The following is a 16297-nucleotide window of genomic DNA, read 5'->3' as shown; positions in this document are numbered from 1 at the left end:
CGGAAAGCCTGCGGACACTGATCAATCGCGCATATGCTGCGCATTGGTTGGTGTCCTTTTTTTGTCCGAAAAAGAGGAGGATCTATGATGGAAGACTTACTATTTGAATATAAACGCACGCTGAAAGAGACGAAAAAATGGTACAAGCAGCTGGGGGAAGCCGATGAAGCGGCGCTGACTTCAGAAGAACTGAAAGATAAAAAAATCATCAGAACGATCATTACAGATTTGGAATATATCACCGAATGGCTTGAAAAAGGCCGGCAGCCCGGCATAAGAAGAGCAATAGACCGCAGAGACGCTTATCAGAGGATGCTGATTAAAGATCCGAGCATCATAGATACCTATTCACAGGCGCTGATGTTCGAACCTTCCGGGAATGTGACTGAAGAAGACAGAATCAGACTGCGGGAAGCATTAGCCGTTTTAACGGAAAGAGAAAAAGAAATACTGCTGCTCCACAAAGCGGAATGCTTTTCATATGAACGGATCGCCGCATTGCTGAATGTAAAAAAATCAACCGTACAGACGACGGTCAAACGGGCGCTTCTAAAAATTCAAAAACAGCAGGAACAAAGAAATCAGTCGCCTGCTTAAAATGTTGTCATACGTTTGCCACTTAGAAGTGAACAGACGATTACAAAAAGCGGCCCGAAAGAAGCCGCTTTTTATTATAGACATCCATGTCGGAGGTGGCGGTGATGCCGTAGCATGAAAAACGCAAAAAGAGAACAGGCATTTACAATCTATCAGTCTCATAAAGGCCGCATCACAAACCGCGCCCTTGCCGGCAAATCAGGCGTGTCCGCAAGAACGATCGGCAGATGGAAAAAAGAAGGGCGCTGGGACGAGGCGCTCGATAAGAACGCGGAAAGCGGCGGGAAAATCGCCCCGGCCGAAAGTGATGAGTTAAACGAACGGCAGCGGCTGTTTTGTCTTTATTATGTGAAAAGCTTTAACGCCACCCAATCTGCGATAAAAGCCGGGTATTCACCGGAAAGCGCGCATGTCACGGGAAGCAGGCTGTTAAAAAACGAAAAAGTCGCCAAAGAAATCAGCCGCATGAAAAAGGAAATGGTCAATAAAGTGTTTGTCGAAGCGATGGACGTTCTTCAAGTCTATGTGAAAATCGCTTTTGCCGACATTACCGATTATGTAACCTTCGGAAAAAAAGAGGTTCAGGCCTTCGGAAAATCAGGGCCGCTCTTTGACGAAAATGATAATCCGATTATGCAGGAGATCAGCTACGTTGATGTTAAAGATTCGAATCTGCTGGACGGAACGATCGTCACGGAGGCAAAACTCGGGAAAGAAGGCATTGCAATCAAACTTGCCGACAAAATGAAGGCTCTTGAAAAGCTGTCTTTGTACTTTGACCTTTTCCCCGATCAATTTAAACAAAAAATTGAAAATGAAAAATTAAAGCTGGCGCAGCAGAAGCTGGAAAAATCAGAAGACAGCCAAAAGCCGATTGACATTGTCATTACGCGGAAAGAGGAACGGCCATGATTGAAAAAGCGGTCAACCCGCGCTTTGAAGATTATTTGTTCAATTGGAATGAAACATACCAATTTCTCGTCGGAGGCTATGGGTCGTCAAAAAGCTATCATACCGCGCTGAAAATCATCTTGAAGCTGCTTCGTGAAAAGCGGACGGCGCTTGTGGTGCGGGAAGTTTTCGATACGCACAGAGATTCTACCTTTGCCTTGTTTGAGGACATTATCGAGGAGCTTGAGCTGGGACATGCCGTAAAGGCCGTATCTTCACCGATGCAGCTGAGATTTTCAAACGGAAGCCGGATTATGTTTAAGGGGATGGACAACCCGGCCAAATTGAAATCCATTCATCATATTTCTCTGATTTGGATTGAAGAATGCTCAGAAGTGAAATATGAAGGCTTTAAGGAGCTGATCGGCCGTCTGCGCCATCCCGAGCTTTCGCTTCATATGATATGCACCACAAATCCCGTCGGCACTTCCAATTGGACGTACCGGCATTTTTTTCGTGATGAGCAAAAAAAACGGTTCGTTTTGGATGATCAGATGCTGTATGAAAAAGGCACCGTCGTTAAGGGAGATACGTATTACCATCATTCCACTGCGTGCGACAATCTGTTTTTGCCGAAAAGCTATATTAAGCAGCTGGACAGCTTACGGCAATACGATCCCGATTTGTACCGGATCGCCCGCAAAGGACAGTTCGGCGTGAACGGCATCCGTGTATTTCCGCAATTTCAGGTCCTGGAGCACAACGAAGTAACTGAGCGGATTGCCGCCATCAGGCGCCCTCTGTTTCGGACGGGCATGGATTTCGGTTTTGAAGAGTCATACAATGCGGTCATCCGGCTTGCCGTCGATCCCGATCAAAAAGAGCTTTATATTTTCTGGGAGTATTACAAAAACAAAATGACCGATGACCAGACAGCTGAAGAGCTTCAGGAATTGGCGGATCAAAAAGAGCTGATCAAAGCGGATTCGGCCGAGCCGAAAAGCATCCAATATTTCCGCAGGCAGGGCTTTTGCATGGTCGCGGCCAAAAAATTTCCCGGCTCAAGGCTCCAGTATACGAAAAAGCTGAAACGGTTCAGACACATCTATTGCTCAGACAGCTGTGAAAATACGATCCGCGAATTGCAGAACTTAACATATGCGAAAAACAAAAACGGCGCTCTGTCGGAAGATGAGTTTTCAATTGATCCCCACACACTTTCAGCCATTTGGTACGCGCTGGATGATTATGACGCGGCGGATCTGAAAGAGTCATCGCAAAAACGGATGCGTCCGAATCGGGAAAGGAGGAGGTAAACGTTGCCCAACAATCAAAACGTTAGAGCCACCGTCATTAAATCAAAAATAGCCGCGCCGCAGGCAAGGCAGATGCACGAAGATCAATTTGCCGATCTGTACGGAGAAGATATCATTTCACCGCCCTATAATCTGATCGAGCTGAAAACGATCGCCGAATACTCGACCATTCTTCAGCAGTGCATTGACGCATACCGGGTTAATATTACGGGTTTTGGATTCGATGTGGAATATACCTTTGACGTAAATAGTTCAGATTGCTCTCCGGGCAAAAAGGAGCGGGCCGAAAAAAACTGGATGAAGCTGGAGAGCTTTTACAAATGTCTTCATTTTGATGAATCGGCTGAGACGATCCTCGGATATGCGATAGAAGACCGTGAAAAAACAGGCAACGGTTTTCTCGAGGTGCTCCGGGACGGGCTGGGAAAACCGGCGGGGATTGAATATCTGGATGTAAAGCATATGCGGGTATGCGGTGTGACTGATCCTGTTGAGGTCGCGTTTTCCTATGAAGAAAACGGCGCATCCAAAACGATTAAAAGGCAAAAACGGTTCCGTAAATATGTTCAGATGCTGAACGGACGGAAAGTGTTTTTCAAAGAATACGGCGATCCCCGCATGATGGACATGAGAACCGGCGAATACGTAAAAACCCTGCCTGAAAAGTACAGGGCAAATGAAGCCGTTCACTTGAAAATCGGAAGCGGCACGTACGGTATTCCGCGCTGGGTCGGCAATATCGTCAACTTGTACGGCGCCCGGAAAGCGGAAGAACTGAATTTTATGTATTTCAAACAGGGCCGCCACGTACCGGCTGCCATTACGGTTGAAAACGGCATGCTGTCTGAAGCATCGTACAAAGAGCTACACGATTATATGAATGACCTTGAAGGGGTGGAAAACGCCCACAAATTTTTGCTGATTGAGGCGGAAGGCATTGCGAAGGAAAAAGACCTTCACGGAGGCGAAGACATTACGCCTGTGTCTGTGGAAATTAAATCACTTGCGGAAATTCTGCAGGAGGATGCGCTGTTTCTTGAATATGACGACAAAAGCAGAAATAAACTCCGCTCCGCGTTTCGTCTCCCGCCGCTTTATACGGGCGAGGCGCAGGAATACAACAAAGCCACAGCCGATACGGCACGCAAAATCACGGAGGAGCAGGTGTTTCAGCCGGAGCGGAAAACGCTGATTAATAAGCTCAACACGTTATTTTTGCCTGAACTGGGTCTCCACGATGTACAGCTCACATTAAAGGGGCCTGATTTTCGCGATCCGCTTGAAATTGCGAAGGTGCTTACGCCATTTATTTCCGCCGGCGCGGTCTCTCCTAATGACCTCCGTGATCTGGCCGGAAGAGTGCTCGGCAAGACGCTTGAGGAATGGCCTGAAGAGTACTACAGCCGGCCGGTGCTGAAAGGGAAAAAGGAGCAATCCTGAAAGGGGGTGAAAACATCTCGTGCCGAGAGAATTGAGAAATGCCGTCATCAGTTTTGTGAGCTATGTCGATAAGGCGGCGAACCAAACGGAATTTTTTTTCACAAAAGCAGCCGGAGGCCTTCCGTCATTTGAAAAAAAGGTGCAGGTGTTTACAAAAAGCGAATCGGATGAGCAGAAGCTTGTTTACGGCATCGTTTACGAGCCGGATGTCCCGGATGCCCATGGCGATTATATGACGGCTGAAGAGATTGAAAAGGCCGCTCACGGTTTTTTGGCGGACGCCCGCAACATCGATACAAATCATAATTTTGAAGGCGGGACCGGCGAGGTGGTGGAGTCGTACGTCGCCCCGGATGACTTTGAAATCGGGAATGCTGTGATCCGGAAAGGATCTTGGGTGCTTGTCACCAAAGCTTCGGATGAAGTATGGGATCAGATTAAAGCCGGTATCATTACGGGCTACAGCATGGCGGGAACCGCTGACGTTTACGAAGAGCCGGCAGAAAAGCAAGCCGGCTTATTCGGCGCGGTCAAGCAATTTCTCGACCGTGACCGCAAATCAAGAAACCGCAAGGGAGAGGACTTGAACAAGATGAGAAAAGAAGACGTAAGAGAATCGATTGAACACGCGCTGCACCCGCTTTTAAAGCGGCTTGACAGCTTGGACCAAAACACGGAAGACAAAGACGGGGCGGCTGCGCCGTCTGATGAAGAAAAGCTGAAAACGCTTGTTGAGGACATGCTGGCGCCGATTATTAAACGCATTGAAGCGCTTGAAAAAGTAAGAGGCGCATCAAAGCAGCCGGAAGAAGAGACGGGCGGCCAAGAGCCTGTTAAAAAATCCATTTGGAGCGGACTGCTTTAAGCCCAGTCAGAAGGAGGAACTGTAGAGTGAGAAATCAAGATATCATCAGAAAGGCGGAAATGTCACTTTCCGCTTTAAAAAGCGGCGGTTTAATGAACCCCGCACAAGCTTCAGCATTTATCCGCATGGTGCAGAACACGCCGACTATTTTCAGCGAATCGCGTGTGATTCAAATGGAAAATGACTCGCAGAAATTTGAAAAAATCGGTTTCGGCCAGCGGATTCTGCGTGCCGCTGAGGAAGGAAAAGCCTTAACTGACGATCAGCTGACCGTCCCGGCAACAAGTACGGTGCAGCTGAATACGAAAGAAGTCATTGCGGAAATTAATATCACCTATGACACGCTTGAAAATAATATTGAAAAAGACGGCCTGCAGCAGACGATCATGCAGATTTTGGCGGAGCGGGCGGCAGTCGATATTGAGGAGCTTGTCGTAAACGGCGATACATCTTCTTCTGATCCGTATTTGGCACAGCTTGACGGAATCCGTAAACAGACTGTGTCTCACGTCATCGACGGAAACGGGGAAGAACTGTCCAGAGCTACATTTAAAAAAGGTTTAAAAGCCATTCCGGCAAAATATTTACGCCTGCCTCAGGAATTCAGATTTTACACGTCTCAAGGCATGGAGATTGAATGGAAAGACCGTGTGGCTGACCGTCAGACCAACCTGGGTGATCTTGCGGTGCAGGGCGGTTTATCCTCAGCATTCGGCGTTCCGGTCAAAGGGGTTTCCAACCTGCAGCCGTACTCAGTCGGGGAAGGTGATTCCCAGTACGATGCGTCTGACATCATTTTGACTCATCCGAAAAATATCATTCTCGGTTTTTCACGGAATATCAGAATCGAAGTAGATAAAGATATCCGCAGCCGCAAATTTATTATCGTACTGACGGCTAAACTTGACAGCAAATTTGAAGAAGAAGATGCAAGCGCCAAAATCGTAAACGTTAAAGAATAAGCCGGGGGTGGCAGTTATGTTAATTCAGCCGTCTGACGTTGTCTCATATTCAGTTTATGATGAAGTCAAAAACAGGCCGGAGCCGCTGCTTATACAGGACATTCTGGAGGCGGAAGCGGAAGCGGCCAGAATGGCGGGGCACTCGTTCACTGATCCTGTTTACTCACCGCTTCCCGAGAAGGTTAAGCTTGCGTTATTAAAGCTTTCTCAATATTTTGCGCTGATCAATCAGAATGAAGCCGCCGCTTCCGCCTATCAATCTGAAAAGATAGGCGACTATTCCTATACAGTGTCTGGTGAAGGCGGAATCCGAAAACCGGCGGTATACCATTTGCTCTGTGAATATATCGCGCCGGGCTATTCCCCGGTTTCTATAAGCGCTAAGGTGAGACCGTTATGAGCTATGAACGGCTGCTCACTGACAGATGCGATATTTATCATGAGACGGTGTCAGCTCCGAAGGCCGGGCGCTTCGGCATTCCCGCTGAAAAGCTCCAGCCTGTTTTTACTTATCCGGACGTTCCCGACGCTGAAGAAGTGCCGTGCCTGTTTGTTGAAAAACAGCAGCGGCTTATTCAGCTTGCGCCTGATCATAAAGTATATCAGCGGTTTCTCGTTCATTTTCCAAAAGAGGCTGCAGTGCGTGTGAATGACAAAATCATTTGGGAAGGACAGGCGTATATTCTGGAAATGCCGAAGAAAGCAAGACAGCACCATTGGGAGGCCATCGCTGTGAGAGATGACAGACTATGAGCAAAAAGAGCCTGGAAAAATGGAATCGGTCGCTGCAAAAGGCATCATCCGGAGAATTTGCCCGTCAGGCTGGCCGATGGCTGGAACAATCAGGGGAGGATTTTCTCGACCTGGTACGGGAGGAGCTTATGCATTCGGGAGGGATTGATACAGAAAACCTGCTGTCTTCCTTCCGAAAAGGAGCGCAGGATCATGTATGGATCATTGAAAACGGGGGACTGACCCTTGAAATCGGCACCAATGTAGAGTATGCCTCATTCATAAATGACGGACATTGGACCGTCTCAGATGAAAATGTCAGATGGGTGCCCGGGTATTTTCAAGGCTCCCGGTTCATCTATGATCCGTCAGCTTCAACCGGAATGGCCCTTAAAAAACAGTGGATCAGCGGGAATGGGTTTTGGGACAAAGCCCTTCTTATGTATGAAACAATCTTTGCCGGTTCGCTGGACAAGCGCTTCAATCAGTGGCTCAGCACGTTAGGGGGAGATAACGGATGAATCGCGAGACCGGTTCAATCGCCGCTTTTTTGTATCAGCAGTGCGGCGTGCCCGTATATGAAAATGAACTGCCTGAACAATTTCAGGTGCCGTCCCTTTACATCCCGCCCCCGTATGTTTTTGACGAGAATGACACAGTTTCCACCTTTAAGAAGACATACAGTCTGAATGTGAAGCTGTTTCATGCTGACTCGGTGCAGGCGCTCTCTGCAGCCGACCGGATCGCTGATGCGGTGAGAGAATCAAGACAGATCATTCCGCTGCTTACGGAATCAGGAGAGGATACGGGTGATTTCGTCCGCATCAGCCGTATCGAAACAAGAGTCGGAGACAAAGGCGAGGCAGTGATCACCATCCGCTGGACGAGCCGCTACTACTATCAGAAACAAACATCTCCCGCACTGCGGGATGTGGACATTAACAGCGGGGTGAAACAAAAGTGAAAGAACATAAAAAGAAAAACGCCGCAACGGCAGAAAGAGCCGTTCTTTTTGACACGGCGGATTTAACAAAGCACGCAAAGGAGCTTTTCGGCGTAAAACCTGAGATTCTCCAGGGGGCTTTATTCGGCGTGAAGCAGAAACAAATGACAAAAGCGCAAGCCCAGACTTACATTCAAGCATTTTTAACCAAGGAGGTCATGCAATAATGAACGGCGGAACATTTACGCAAGGAAAAGAAAAAGAACGTGCCGGGATCTATTTTAACTTTAAGACAACTGCCCAAGAGCGGGTCACAATCGGTGAACGGGGGATTGTCGCCCTTCCCGTCGCATCTAACTGGGGGGAAGCGAAAACATTCGTCTCTATTTCAAGCATTGAAGATTTGAATAAAAAAGTAGGGCTCAGTATTGAAGATCCGTCACTGATTCTGCTGCGCGAGGCGAAAAAGAAAGCAAAAACCGTTTTGATGTACCGTCTGACAGAGGGAATCAGAGCGAGCGCCGATCTTTCGCAAGGTGTAAAAGCAACCGCTTTGTACGGCGGTTCAAAAGGAAATGACATCATCATCCGCATCAGTGAGAACGTCCTTGACCAGACTGCTTTCGATGTGACCACATACATGGATGAAGCGGAAGTTGACAAACAAACGGTGAAAAAAGCCGAAGAATTAAAAGCAAACGGCTATGTCACATTCACGGGAACGGGCGAGCTGTCGGCTTCCATCCCGCTGACAGGCACTGACGAGGAGTCCGGAGAAACGTTAAATCCGCAGGCAGGCATCCGTCTTGCGGGAGGAACTGATAAAGCGCCGGTCAACTCAGACTATACGGATTTTTTAGCTGCGGCTGAAACGGAGAATTTCGATGTCATCGCTCTTCCTGTCGCGGATAACGATCAGCTGAAAGCGACATTTGCCGCATTCATTAAACGCCTTCGCGATGCGCAGGGACAGAAAGTGCAAGGGGTGACTGCCCATTACAACGGAGATTACGAAGGTATCATCAATGTGACTGAGGGCGTCCTGCTTGAAGACGGAACCGAAATTAAAGCTGAAGATGCGACCGCGTGGGTGGCAGGCGCAAGTGCCGGCGCTGCATTTAACCAATCCTTAACTTTCGTTGAATACGAAGGCGCGGTCGATGTGCTGCATCGTCTGACTCATGATGAAGTGATCGAACGCCTTTCCAAAGGTGAATTCCTTTTCTCTTATGACGCCCGTGATAAGTCAGTCAGCGTTGAAAAAGATATCAACTCATTGGTGACATTTACGGCAGAGAAAAACAAAAAGTTCGCGAAAAATAAAATCGTCCGTGTGCTTGATGCGGTGAATAACGATTTGACACGTGAACTGAAAGCCTTAATTAAATCGAAAAAAGGCACCGGAAGCGATCTTCCTGCGACAAACGACGGCCTTCAATTCGTCAAAACGATGATTATTCAATATTTGACAACGCTTCAGGATGCGGGCGGCATCGCTAACTTTGATTCAGATAAAGACATTACAATCGGCCTTAATGAAGACCGCGACGGCTTTTTAATTGATCTCGCCGTGCAGCCTGTGGATGCAGCAGAAAAATTCTACTTTAATGTGGAGGTAAACTAAGATGGCATTAAAAGCGCAAAACACAATTTCAGGAAAAGAAGGCCGTTTATTTCTCGATGGAGAAGAGATGGCGCATATTAAAACCTTTGAAGCAAACGTAGAAAAAAATAAATCAGAAGTAAACATCATGGGACGCCGCATGACGGGGCATAAAACGACTGGCGCCAACGGAACGGGCACGGCGACGTTCTATAAAGTCACATCCAAATTCGCTGTGCTTATGATGGATTACGTGAAAAAAGGCAGCGACCCGTATTTTACGCTGCAAGCCGTTCTTGATGACAAATCATCAGGGCGCGGAACAGAACGCGTCACCCTGTATGACGTCAACTTTGATTCTGCAAAAATCGCCGGACTGGACGTAGACTCAGAGGCGCTTGAAGAAGAAGTGCCGTTTACCTTTGAAGATTTCGATGTGCCGGAAAAGCTTTCTGAAACGTTTTAATCAAAATCAGTATGAATGAAACAGGCCTTGTACAGGCCTGTTTTTTATAAAAAAAAGAGTAAGGGAGTTTTCATCATGAGCGAAAAAAACGAACAAGTATATGATCTGTCATTCTTTATGCCGGGTAAAACAGTCGAGGCTGAGGAGATCCGCGTTCCGCTTTCAAAGCGTTTTGTCGATAAAAAAGGAAACATCGTGCCTTTTATTTTTAAAGCCATTACGACGGAACGCATTGATGAACTGGAAAAGGAAAGCACGACTTATAAAAATGTAAAAGGCAGAGGCCGCGTAAAAGACTTAGACAGCCAGCGTTTTTATGCGCGGATCGCAGTTGAATCTACGATTTACCCTGATTTTCGGTCTAAGGAGCTCCGTGATGCCTACAAAACGGCAGATCCGGTCGAAGTCGCAAAACGCGTTCTTTCCGTCGGCGGCGAATATGCAAATTGGCTGAATAAAGCGATTGAGATCAATGGTTTTGAAGATGAATTAGAAGATCTGGAGCAAGAAGCAAAAAACTGATAAAAGATGGGAATAAGGAAGCCGTGTATCTTTATTACGCGATGCACGAGCTTCATTATTCTCCATCAGAACTGAAAGAGTTATATGAAGCACCGAGGCATTTTAAGGCGCTGCTGTACGGTTTAATCGGTTACAAGCTGGACATTCTTGAAAAACAAGCGAAGAAAGGGGGAGCGACATCATGGCAAAGCTGACCGCCCGTTTTGAATTGGAAGATCGGGTTTCAAAGAAAATAAGGAAAATCCAAAATGGCTTCAGAGCGCTTGAGAAATACAGGAAAATGACAAAACGCCAAAGTGAAATTGATATACGCAAAGAGAGTAAATCTGTTTTAAGAACAATTGACCGCATTCAGCGCTCTATGAAAAGAAAGCTGGGCGCACAAACGATCTCTATTTCAGCTGAAGACGGAGCCAGTGCCGTCATTCAAAAGGTGCAAGCCCAATTAGCGGGTCTGCCTGCGTCTTTAACCATTAAAATAGGAGCAAAAGACAGCGCGACAGCGGCATTTGAGAGATTGCGGAATCTGGCTGCGGGTTTCAAAGGATTTACCGTTTCACTGTATGCGTCAGACGAAGTGACTCCTGCCATGGAACGCATCAAACGCTACATGCAATCTGCGTTAAAAAACGGGTACTCCGTCACTATACGCGTCATAGATCATGTCATGAAAACAGTCGGCCGAATTTCAGCGGGCATTGATTCGCTGACGGGAAAAAACAATGTCATTCAATTATCGTTAAACGAAAAGGTGACAGCACAGCTGGCTGCAATGCAAAAGAATATGCCGGACTTCGGAAAAGCTTCTGCATCCGCTGCTCCTGCTTCGCCGAAAACCGATTTTTCAATGCTTGATTCCGTTGCAGACACCTTCATGAAAAAAGTCAATGACATCGCATCCAAGTTCTATCCGGAAACGATTATCGCGGAACTGGACAAATTCGCCGCAAACTTTATGAAAAAGGCAGACGAAATCGCGAGCAAATTCAGCCCGGCAACGATTTTAACCGAGCTGGACAAGTTCACGACATCATTCATGGGGAAAGTGGACGAAATCGCAAGCAAATTCAGTCCGGAAACGATTTTAACCGAACTGGACAAGTTCACGACATCATTCATGGGAAAAGTGGACGAAATCGCGAGCAAATTCAGCCCGGCAACGATATTAGCAGAGCTGGACAAGTTCACAACGTCATTCATGGGAAAAGTGGACGAGATCGCAAGCAAATTCAGCCCGGCAACAATTTTAGCGGAGCTGGACAAGTTCACGACGTCATTCATGGGAAAAGTGGATGAAATCGCAAGCAAATTCAGCCCGGCAACGATTTTAGCGGAGCTGGACAAGTTCACGACGTCATTCATGGGAAAAGTGGATGAAATCGCAAGCAAGTTCAGCCCGGCAACAATTTTAGCGGAGCTGGACAAGTTCACGACGTCATTCATGGGAAAAGTGGACGAAATCGCAAATAAATTCAGCCCGGCAACGATTTTAGCGGAGCTGGACAAGTTCACGACGTCATTCATGGGAAAAGTGGACGAAATCGCGAGCAAGTTCAGCCCGGAGACAATTTTAACCGAACTGGACAAGTTCACGACGTCATTCATGGGAAAAGTGGACGAAATCGCAAATAAATTCAGCCCGGCAACGATTTTAGCGGAGCTGGACAAGTTCACGACGTCATTCATGGGAAAAGTGGATGAAATCGCAAGTAAATTCAGCCCGGAGACAATTTTAGCAGAGCTGGATAAATTCGCTGATTCGTTTATGAAAAAGATAGATGACGTTGTCAGCAAATTCAGTCCGGAAGCCATATTGAAAGAACTGGATAAATTCACTGATTCATTTATGAAAAAGATAGATAACGTTGTCAGCAAATTCAGTCCGGAAGCCATATTGAAAGAGCTGGATCATTTTACTGATTCGTTTATGAAGAAAGTCGACGACGTTGTCGGTAAATTCAGTCCTGATAAGCTAATCGACCGCGCCGAACAATTTGTAAATGACACGATCGACCGAATTTCTGAGAAATTCGATTTTCTCAATCCGGATAAGATTCTGGAAAAAGTGGAGCAGTTTACATCCTCACTGTTCGGAGGCATTGATAAAAAGTTCGGCAAGTTCAGTCCTGATGCGATCATCGAAAAAGCTGAGGCATTTGTTGATAAAATTGTCGGCAAGATTGCAAAGAAATTTGAGAAATTCAGCCCGGACAAAATCATCGAAAAAGCCGGGGAATTAATAGAAAAAATATTCGCAGGCATCGCCGAAAAATTAGGCAAACTCAATATCGGCGGATTATTAGGCGGCGGCACGAAAAAAGAAAAGAGTAAGGGCGGCCTTTCTGCCGGCGGCTCCAACGGCCCGAAGCGTCCTGATCTGACAAAGGGTTCACAGCGCACGGCAACAGCGCCAAAATCTTCAGGAAAGTCAGCCAAAAAAACCGGCGGGGCCCTTGGGGGATGCTGCTGCTGTACCGGGGTGACAATGGGCAAAAGCAGTAAAGTCGAAGGGCGAAATAAATCTTCGAAAAGAGGCTCCTCTGTAAAGGAAAGCAAACAGGCATCTGTAAACACGCCGAAAACAAAAGGGGCAGGAAAAGGAATCGGCGCATTTTTGAAAGACTTGGGAGGTTCAAAGGCGCTGAAAGGCGGTATGAAAGGGTTGAAAGGTGCCGCTAAAGGAATTCCAGGCATAGGTGAATTGTTGTCACTTACTGATTTGGCCGGCATCAATAAAGATAATGCAGGAGAGAAAGTCGGCTCGGCGGGAGGCGGTCTTGCCGGGGCAGCGGCCGGCGCGGCAATAGGCAGCGTTGTTCCCGGAGTGGGCACATTAATTGGCGGCGCGGTAGGCGGCATCGCCGGCAGTTTAGGCGGTTCCAGCTTAGGAGAGGCCTTTGATTCAGGGGCTCTGAAAGACACGTGGAATGATATTTCCGAAGCGGCACAAAGTGCTTGGACAACAATACAAGATACTTGGGGAAGCGTTTCATCCTGGTTTATGGAAAATGTATGGACGCCGGTTTCAACGGCTGTAGTCGGAGTGGCGACAAGCATCTGGTCAAATATCGTGAATGCATGGACGACGATTCAAGGGATTTTCGGCACGGTGTCATCCTGGTTTATGGAAAATGTATGGACGCCGGTTTCAACGGCTGTAGTCGGAGTGGCGACAAGCATCTGGTCAAATATCGTGAATGCGTGGACGACGATTCAAGGTGTCTTCAGCACAGTTTCCAGCTGGTTTATGAGCACTGTCTGGGAGCCCGTAAAATCGGCTGTAGTCGGAGTAGCGACGTCCATTTGGAGTAAAATCACAGGAGCTTGGGATAAAATTAAATCTGTTTTCAGTACGGTATCCGGCTGGTTCATGGATACTGTCTGGAACCCGGTGAAAAACATGGTGGAAAAAGTCGGAAAAGGAATATCAAACGCTTTCACGACTGCTTTAGATACGGTAAAGGATATATGGAAAGGGTTAAGCGGCTGGTTTGAGAAAAATATAAAAGAACCTCTTGTAAAAGTGGGAACAGCCATATCAGATGCTTTTTCTGCAGCATTCGACTGGGTGAAAAAGATTTGGGATAAAACCGGCGGCAAATTGATTTCAGGCGTAATGGACTTCGTCACAGGCGGCGGAGATAAAAAGAAAAAACCGGACAAAAACGCCACAGGCGGCTACATTACAAAGCCGACCATTTCGTGGATCGGTGAAGCCGGTAAAGAATTTGTTATTCCCGTTGACAACAACCGCGGGCGCGGGAAAATGCTGCTTTCACAAGCTGCGTCTAAGCTTGGTATGCGTGTCGTCGACGATATGGGAGCGGCTTCGGCTCAGTCTTCCGCTGCACCGGCGGGAGCGGGCGGTGTTTCTTCTTCGGCGTCTGTATCGGCCGCTGCGTCTGTGGATGCTTCCGGATTTGCCGGGACGGCTTCATCACTCGGCAAACAGTTTACAGAAGGCTTTGACAGCGGGATCAGCAATAAAGCGGTGGATATGGACGGCTGGAAAGAGAAAAACATCGGTACGCCGTTTAACGCCCTCATTTCGTCTTCGCCCGATTACGGAAAGCAAGTCGTTGCGGGTTATGTGAAAGGTCAGAATACGTCACAGACGGGCACCGATTCGTTTTTAAAAACAAAGGTGAAAACACCTTATCAATCGGCGGTCAATCAATCGTCCTCGTGGGGAACCGCCACAGTTAAAGGATTTTCGGCCGGACAGAATGCAAAAGATACGGGAACCGCGCAATACGTGAGCACACACATCAATAAACCGTTTGTGCAATCAAGAGATTCCGCCAACGGCTGGGGGTCAGGCCTGATCGGACACTTCGTATCAGGGATGACTGCGAAGGGAAGCGAAGTCAAACAGGCGGCCAAAGATTTGGCCAAAAAAGTCGAGGACGCATTCAGGGAAGAGCTTGATATTCACTCTCCTTCCCGTGTCATGATGAGTCTCGGACGCTTTGCTTCAGTCGGCGTCGTCAAAGGGCTCAGCTCAGTTGACGTGAAAAAATACGCCGAAAAACAGGCAGGCTCGCTTGCAGCGGCCTTTTCCGGCATGGGTGCAGCGGGAGGAAGCGTCAAAGAGTGGCTATTAGCCGCAATGAAAGCGACCAATACTCCGATCAGCTGGCTTCCCGGATTAATGACGATCGCACAGAATGAATCAGGCGGCAACCCTAATTCCATTAACTTATGGGACAGCAATGCCAAAGCCGGACACCCGTCACAGGGCTTAATGCAGACAATTCCGAGCACCTTTGAATCGCACAAAGCGCCGGGAATGAATGATATCAGAAACCCAATCCACAACGCCGCTGCCGCTATCGGCTATATTAAAAGCAGATACGGCTCGATCAACAATGTGCCGGGGATTAAGAGTATGGCGCGCGGCGGCCCATACGTCGGTTATGCCAACGGGGGTCTGATTACGAAGGAACAGATCGCCCGTGTCGGCGAAGGGAACAAACGGGAGTGGATCATCCCTGAAGAACGGGGCATCCGCGGCCGTTATCTGCTTCAAAAAGCGGCTCAAGCGCTCGGCATGGAAGTGTCCGATCCGTCCCAGACGGAACCGGCGGCACTTTCAGCCGGCACGGTATCCGCAGCTGTTAAAGGCGGCGGACAAACCGTTCAAAAAACGGGAACAAAAGAAATTAAAATCGAATTCAGCGGCGATCAGCATTTCCATAACGGACAGGACGCCGACAGCCTCGCCGCCAAAATCAAACAGGCGCTGATTGATGAACTGCAAAAAGACATTTATACCGGAGCAAGGGGGGCCGTTGCTTTTGACTAAATCTGTTTACGAATTTTGGCTGTCACAGGGGAAGGACAAGCTCCGGCTTCCCGTTCTCCCTGAAGCGATTGATATCGCAAACAGCGTGCAGAATGATTCCGTGAAAGTCACGGGTCTTGGAGAGGTGACGTTTATTGAAGAACCGGGAGCGAAAGAAATTTCGTTCTCTTCTTTTTTTCCGAAACGATACACCCCGATTGCCGAATATCAAAGCATTCCTTCACCGGAAAAAGCCATTTCAGCCATTGAAACATGGATGAAAGCGAAAAAACCCGTCCAGTTTTTAATTACAGGGACAAAAATCAATGTCACATGCAGTATTGAAAGTTTCAATTACAGCGAAGGTGACAATGAAATCGGCGACCGGAATTTTGATATCGTACTGAAAGAATATAAAACCGCTTCGCCAAGAAAAATCAAACAAAAGAAAAAAACGAAAGCGAAGCGCCCATCCAAAGCTTCACCCAAAACATATACCGTCAAAAAAGGGGATACGCTTTGGGACATCGCCGGCAAGTTTTACGGAAACCACACGGAGTGGCGGAAAATCTGGAACGCGAACAAAACCGCCATGATTAAGCGAAGCAAACGGAATATCCGGCAGCCGGGGCATTGGATCTTCCCGGGGCAGAAGCTGAAGATACCGCAATGAAAC

17 protein-coding genes are annotated in these 16297 nt (G+C 47.7%); all 17 read left to right on the top strand.

The window, feature by feature from the left end; all coding sequences use genetic code 11:
* The first annotated feature begins 87 nt into the window (after positions 1 to 87).
* Entirely contained in the window at positions 88 to 597 is a 510-nt protein-coding gene (locus AUL54_RS04345) for a sigma-70 family RNA polymerase sigma factor (RefSeq protein WP_060963015.1), read from the top strand.
* 114 nt (positions 598 to 711) lie between these two features.
* A complete protein-coding gene (locus AUL54_RS04340; RefSeq protein ID WP_016936453.1) occupies positions 712 to 1509 on the top strand; it encodes a terminase small subunit in 798 nt (265 codons plus the stop codon).
* Positions 1506 to 2804 carry a PBSX family phage terminase large subunit gene (locus AUL54_RS04335; RefSeq protein WP_060963014.1) on the top strand — a complete coding sequence of 433 codons (1299 nt, stop codon included), beginning with the start codon at positions 1506 to 1508 and terminating at the stop codon, positions 2802 to 2804. The genes AUL54_RS04340 and AUL54_RS04335 overlap by 4 nt, the downstream gene beginning before the upstream one ends.
* A 3-nt stretch (positions 2805 to 2807) precedes the next feature.
* Positions 2808 to 4244 (top strand): phage portal protein, encoded by a 1437-nt coding sequence (locus AUL54_RS04330; protein ID WP_060963013.1) that lies wholly within the window; start codon positions 2808 to 2810, stop codon positions 4242 to 4244.
* A gap of 19 nt (positions 4245 to 4263) precedes the next feature.
* Complete coding sequence (locus AUL54_RS04325; protein ID WP_060963012.1) at positions 4264 to 5109, top strand: XkdF-like putative serine protease domain-containing protein; 846 nt, start codon at positions 4264 to 4266, stop codon at positions 5107 to 5109.
* Between the two features lie 26 nt (positions 5110 to 5135).
* Positions 5136 to 6071 (top strand): phage major capsid protein, encoded by a 936-nt coding sequence (locus AUL54_RS04320; RefSeq protein WP_007407274.1) that lies wholly within the window; start codon positions 5136 to 5138, stop codon positions 6069 to 6071.
* A 16-nt stretch (positions 6072 to 6087) separates the two neighbouring features.
* A complete protein-coding gene (gene yqbG, locus AUL54_RS04315; RefSeq protein WP_016936449.1) occupies positions 6088 to 6471 on the top strand; it encodes a protein YqbG in 384 nt (127 codons plus the stop codon).
* Complete coding sequence (locus AUL54_RS04310) at positions 6468 to 6824, top strand: DUF3599 family protein (RefSeq protein WP_060963011.1); 357 nt, start codon at positions 6468 to 6470, stop codon at positions 6822 to 6824. Before yqbG ends, AUL54_RS04310 begins: the two co-directional genes overlap by 4 nt.
* Positions 6821 to 7324, top strand: coding sequence for an HK97 gp10 family phage protein (locus AUL54_RS04305; protein WP_060963010.1), 504 nt, complete (start codon positions 6821 to 6823; stop codon positions 7322 to 7324). Before AUL54_RS04310 ends, AUL54_RS04305 begins: the two co-directional genes overlap by 4 nt.
* Positions 7321 to 7767: a hypothetical protein gene (locus AUL54_RS04300; protein WP_016936446.1), complete on the top strand. Its 447-nt coding sequence runs from the start codon at positions 7321 to 7323 to the stop codon at positions 7765 to 7767. The genes AUL54_RS04305 and AUL54_RS04300 overlap by 4 nt, the downstream gene beginning before the upstream one ends.
* The gene (locus AUL54_RS04295) at positions 7764 to 7973 is read left to right on the top strand and encodes a YqzN/YkzM domain-containing protein (protein ID WP_016936445.1); all 210 of its coding nucleotides are present in this window, start codon (positions 7764 to 7766) and stop codon (positions 7971 to 7973) included. Before AUL54_RS04300 ends, AUL54_RS04295 begins: the two co-directional genes overlap by 4 nt.
* The gene (locus AUL54_RS04290) at positions 7973 to 9370 is read left to right on the top strand and encodes a phage tail sheath family protein (RefSeq protein ID WP_045925721.1); all 1398 of its coding nucleotides are present in this window, start codon (positions 7973 to 7975) and stop codon (positions 9368 to 9370) included. The genes AUL54_RS04295 and AUL54_RS04290 overlap by 1 nt, the downstream gene beginning before the upstream one ends.
* A 1-nt stretch (position 9371) precedes the next feature.
* The gene (locus tag AUL54_RS04285; protein ID WP_003154837.1) at positions 9372 to 9815 is read left to right on the top strand and encodes a phage tail tube protein; all 444 of its coding nucleotides are present in this window, start codon (positions 9372 to 9374) and stop codon (positions 9813 to 9815) included.
* A gap of 75 nt (positions 9816 to 9890) precedes the next feature.
* On the top strand, positions 9891 to 10337 hold the full coding sequence (locus tag AUL54_RS04280; protein WP_003154836.1) for a phage tail assembly chaperone: 447 nt from the start codon (positions 9891 to 9893) through the stop codon (positions 10335 to 10337).
* Between the two features lie 41 nt (positions 10338 to 10378).
* The gene (locus tag AUL54_RS21080) at positions 10379 to 10531 is read left to right on the top strand and encodes a hypothetical protein (protein ID WP_015239684.1); all 153 of its coding nucleotides are present in this window, start codon (positions 10379 to 10381) and stop codon (positions 10529 to 10531) included.
* Positions 10519 to 15642 (top strand): transglycosylase SLT domain-containing protein, encoded by a 5124-nt coding sequence (locus AUL54_RS04275; protein ID WP_060963009.1) that lies wholly within the window; start codon positions 10519 to 10521, stop codon positions 15640 to 15642. Before AUL54_RS21080 ends, AUL54_RS04275 begins: the two co-directional genes overlap by 13 nt.
* Positions 15635 to 16294: a LysM peptidoglycan-binding domain-containing protein gene (locus AUL54_RS04270; RefSeq protein ID WP_016936442.1), complete on the top strand. Its 660-nt coding sequence runs from the start codon at positions 15635 to 15637 to the stop codon at positions 16292 to 16294. Before AUL54_RS04275 ends, AUL54_RS04270 begins: the two co-directional genes overlap by 8 nt.
* Positions 16295 to 16297 lie beyond the last annotated feature (3 nt).

Source organism: Bacillus sp. SDLI1, assembly GCF_001553895.1.
Taxonomy (GTDB): Bacteria; Bacillota; Bacilli; order Bacillales; family Bacillaceae; genus Bacillus; species Bacillus siamensis.
This window is presented reverse-complemented; position numbering and strand designations above follow the sequence as displayed.

Coding starts and splice junctions, on each gene's coding strand:
- AUL54_RS04345 (WP_060963015.1), top strand. CDS start 88: ATGGAAGACTTACTATTTGAATATAAACGCACGCTGAAAGAGACGAAA.
- AUL54_RS04340 (WP_016936453.1), top strand. CDS start 712: ATGAAAAACGCAAAAAGAGAACAGGCATTTACAATCTATCAGTCTCAT.
- AUL54_RS04335 (WP_060963014.1), top strand. CDS start 1,506: ATGATTGAAAAAGCGGTCAACCCGCGCTTTGAAGATTATTTGTTCAAT.
- yqbG (WP_016936449.1), top strand. CDS start 6,088: ATGTTAATTCAGCCGTCTGACGTTGTCTCATATTCAGTTTATGATGAA.
- AUL54_RS04310 (WP_060963011.1), top strand. CDS start 6,468: ATGAGCTATGAACGGCTGCTCACTGACAGATGCGATATTTATCATGAG.
- AUL54_RS04305 (WP_060963010.1), top strand. CDS start 6,821: ATGAGCAAAAAGAGCCTGGAAAAATGGAATCGGTCGCTGCAAAAGGCA.
- AUL54_RS04300 (WP_016936446.1), top strand. CDS start 7,321: ATGAATCGCGAGACCGGTTCAATCGCCGCTTTTTTGTATCAGCAGTGC.
- AUL54_RS04290 (WP_045925721.1), top strand. CDS start 7,973: ATGAACGGCGGAACATTTACGCAAGGAAAAGAAAAAGAACGTGCCGGG.
- AUL54_RS04285 (WP_003154837.1), top strand. CDS start 9,372: ATGGCATTAAAAGCGCAAAACACAATTTCAGGAAAAGAAGGCCGTTTA.
- AUL54_RS04280 (WP_003154836.1), top strand. CDS start 9,891: ATGAGCGAAAAAAACGAACAAGTATATGATCTGTCATTCTTTATGCCG.
- AUL54_RS21080 (WP_015239684.1), top strand. CDS start 10,379: ATGCACGAGCTTCATTATTCTCCATCAGAACTGAAAGAGTTATATGAA.
- AUL54_RS04275 (WP_060963009.1), top strand. CDS start 10,519: ATGGCAAAGCTGACCGCCCGTTTTGAATTGGAAGATCGGGTTTCAAAG.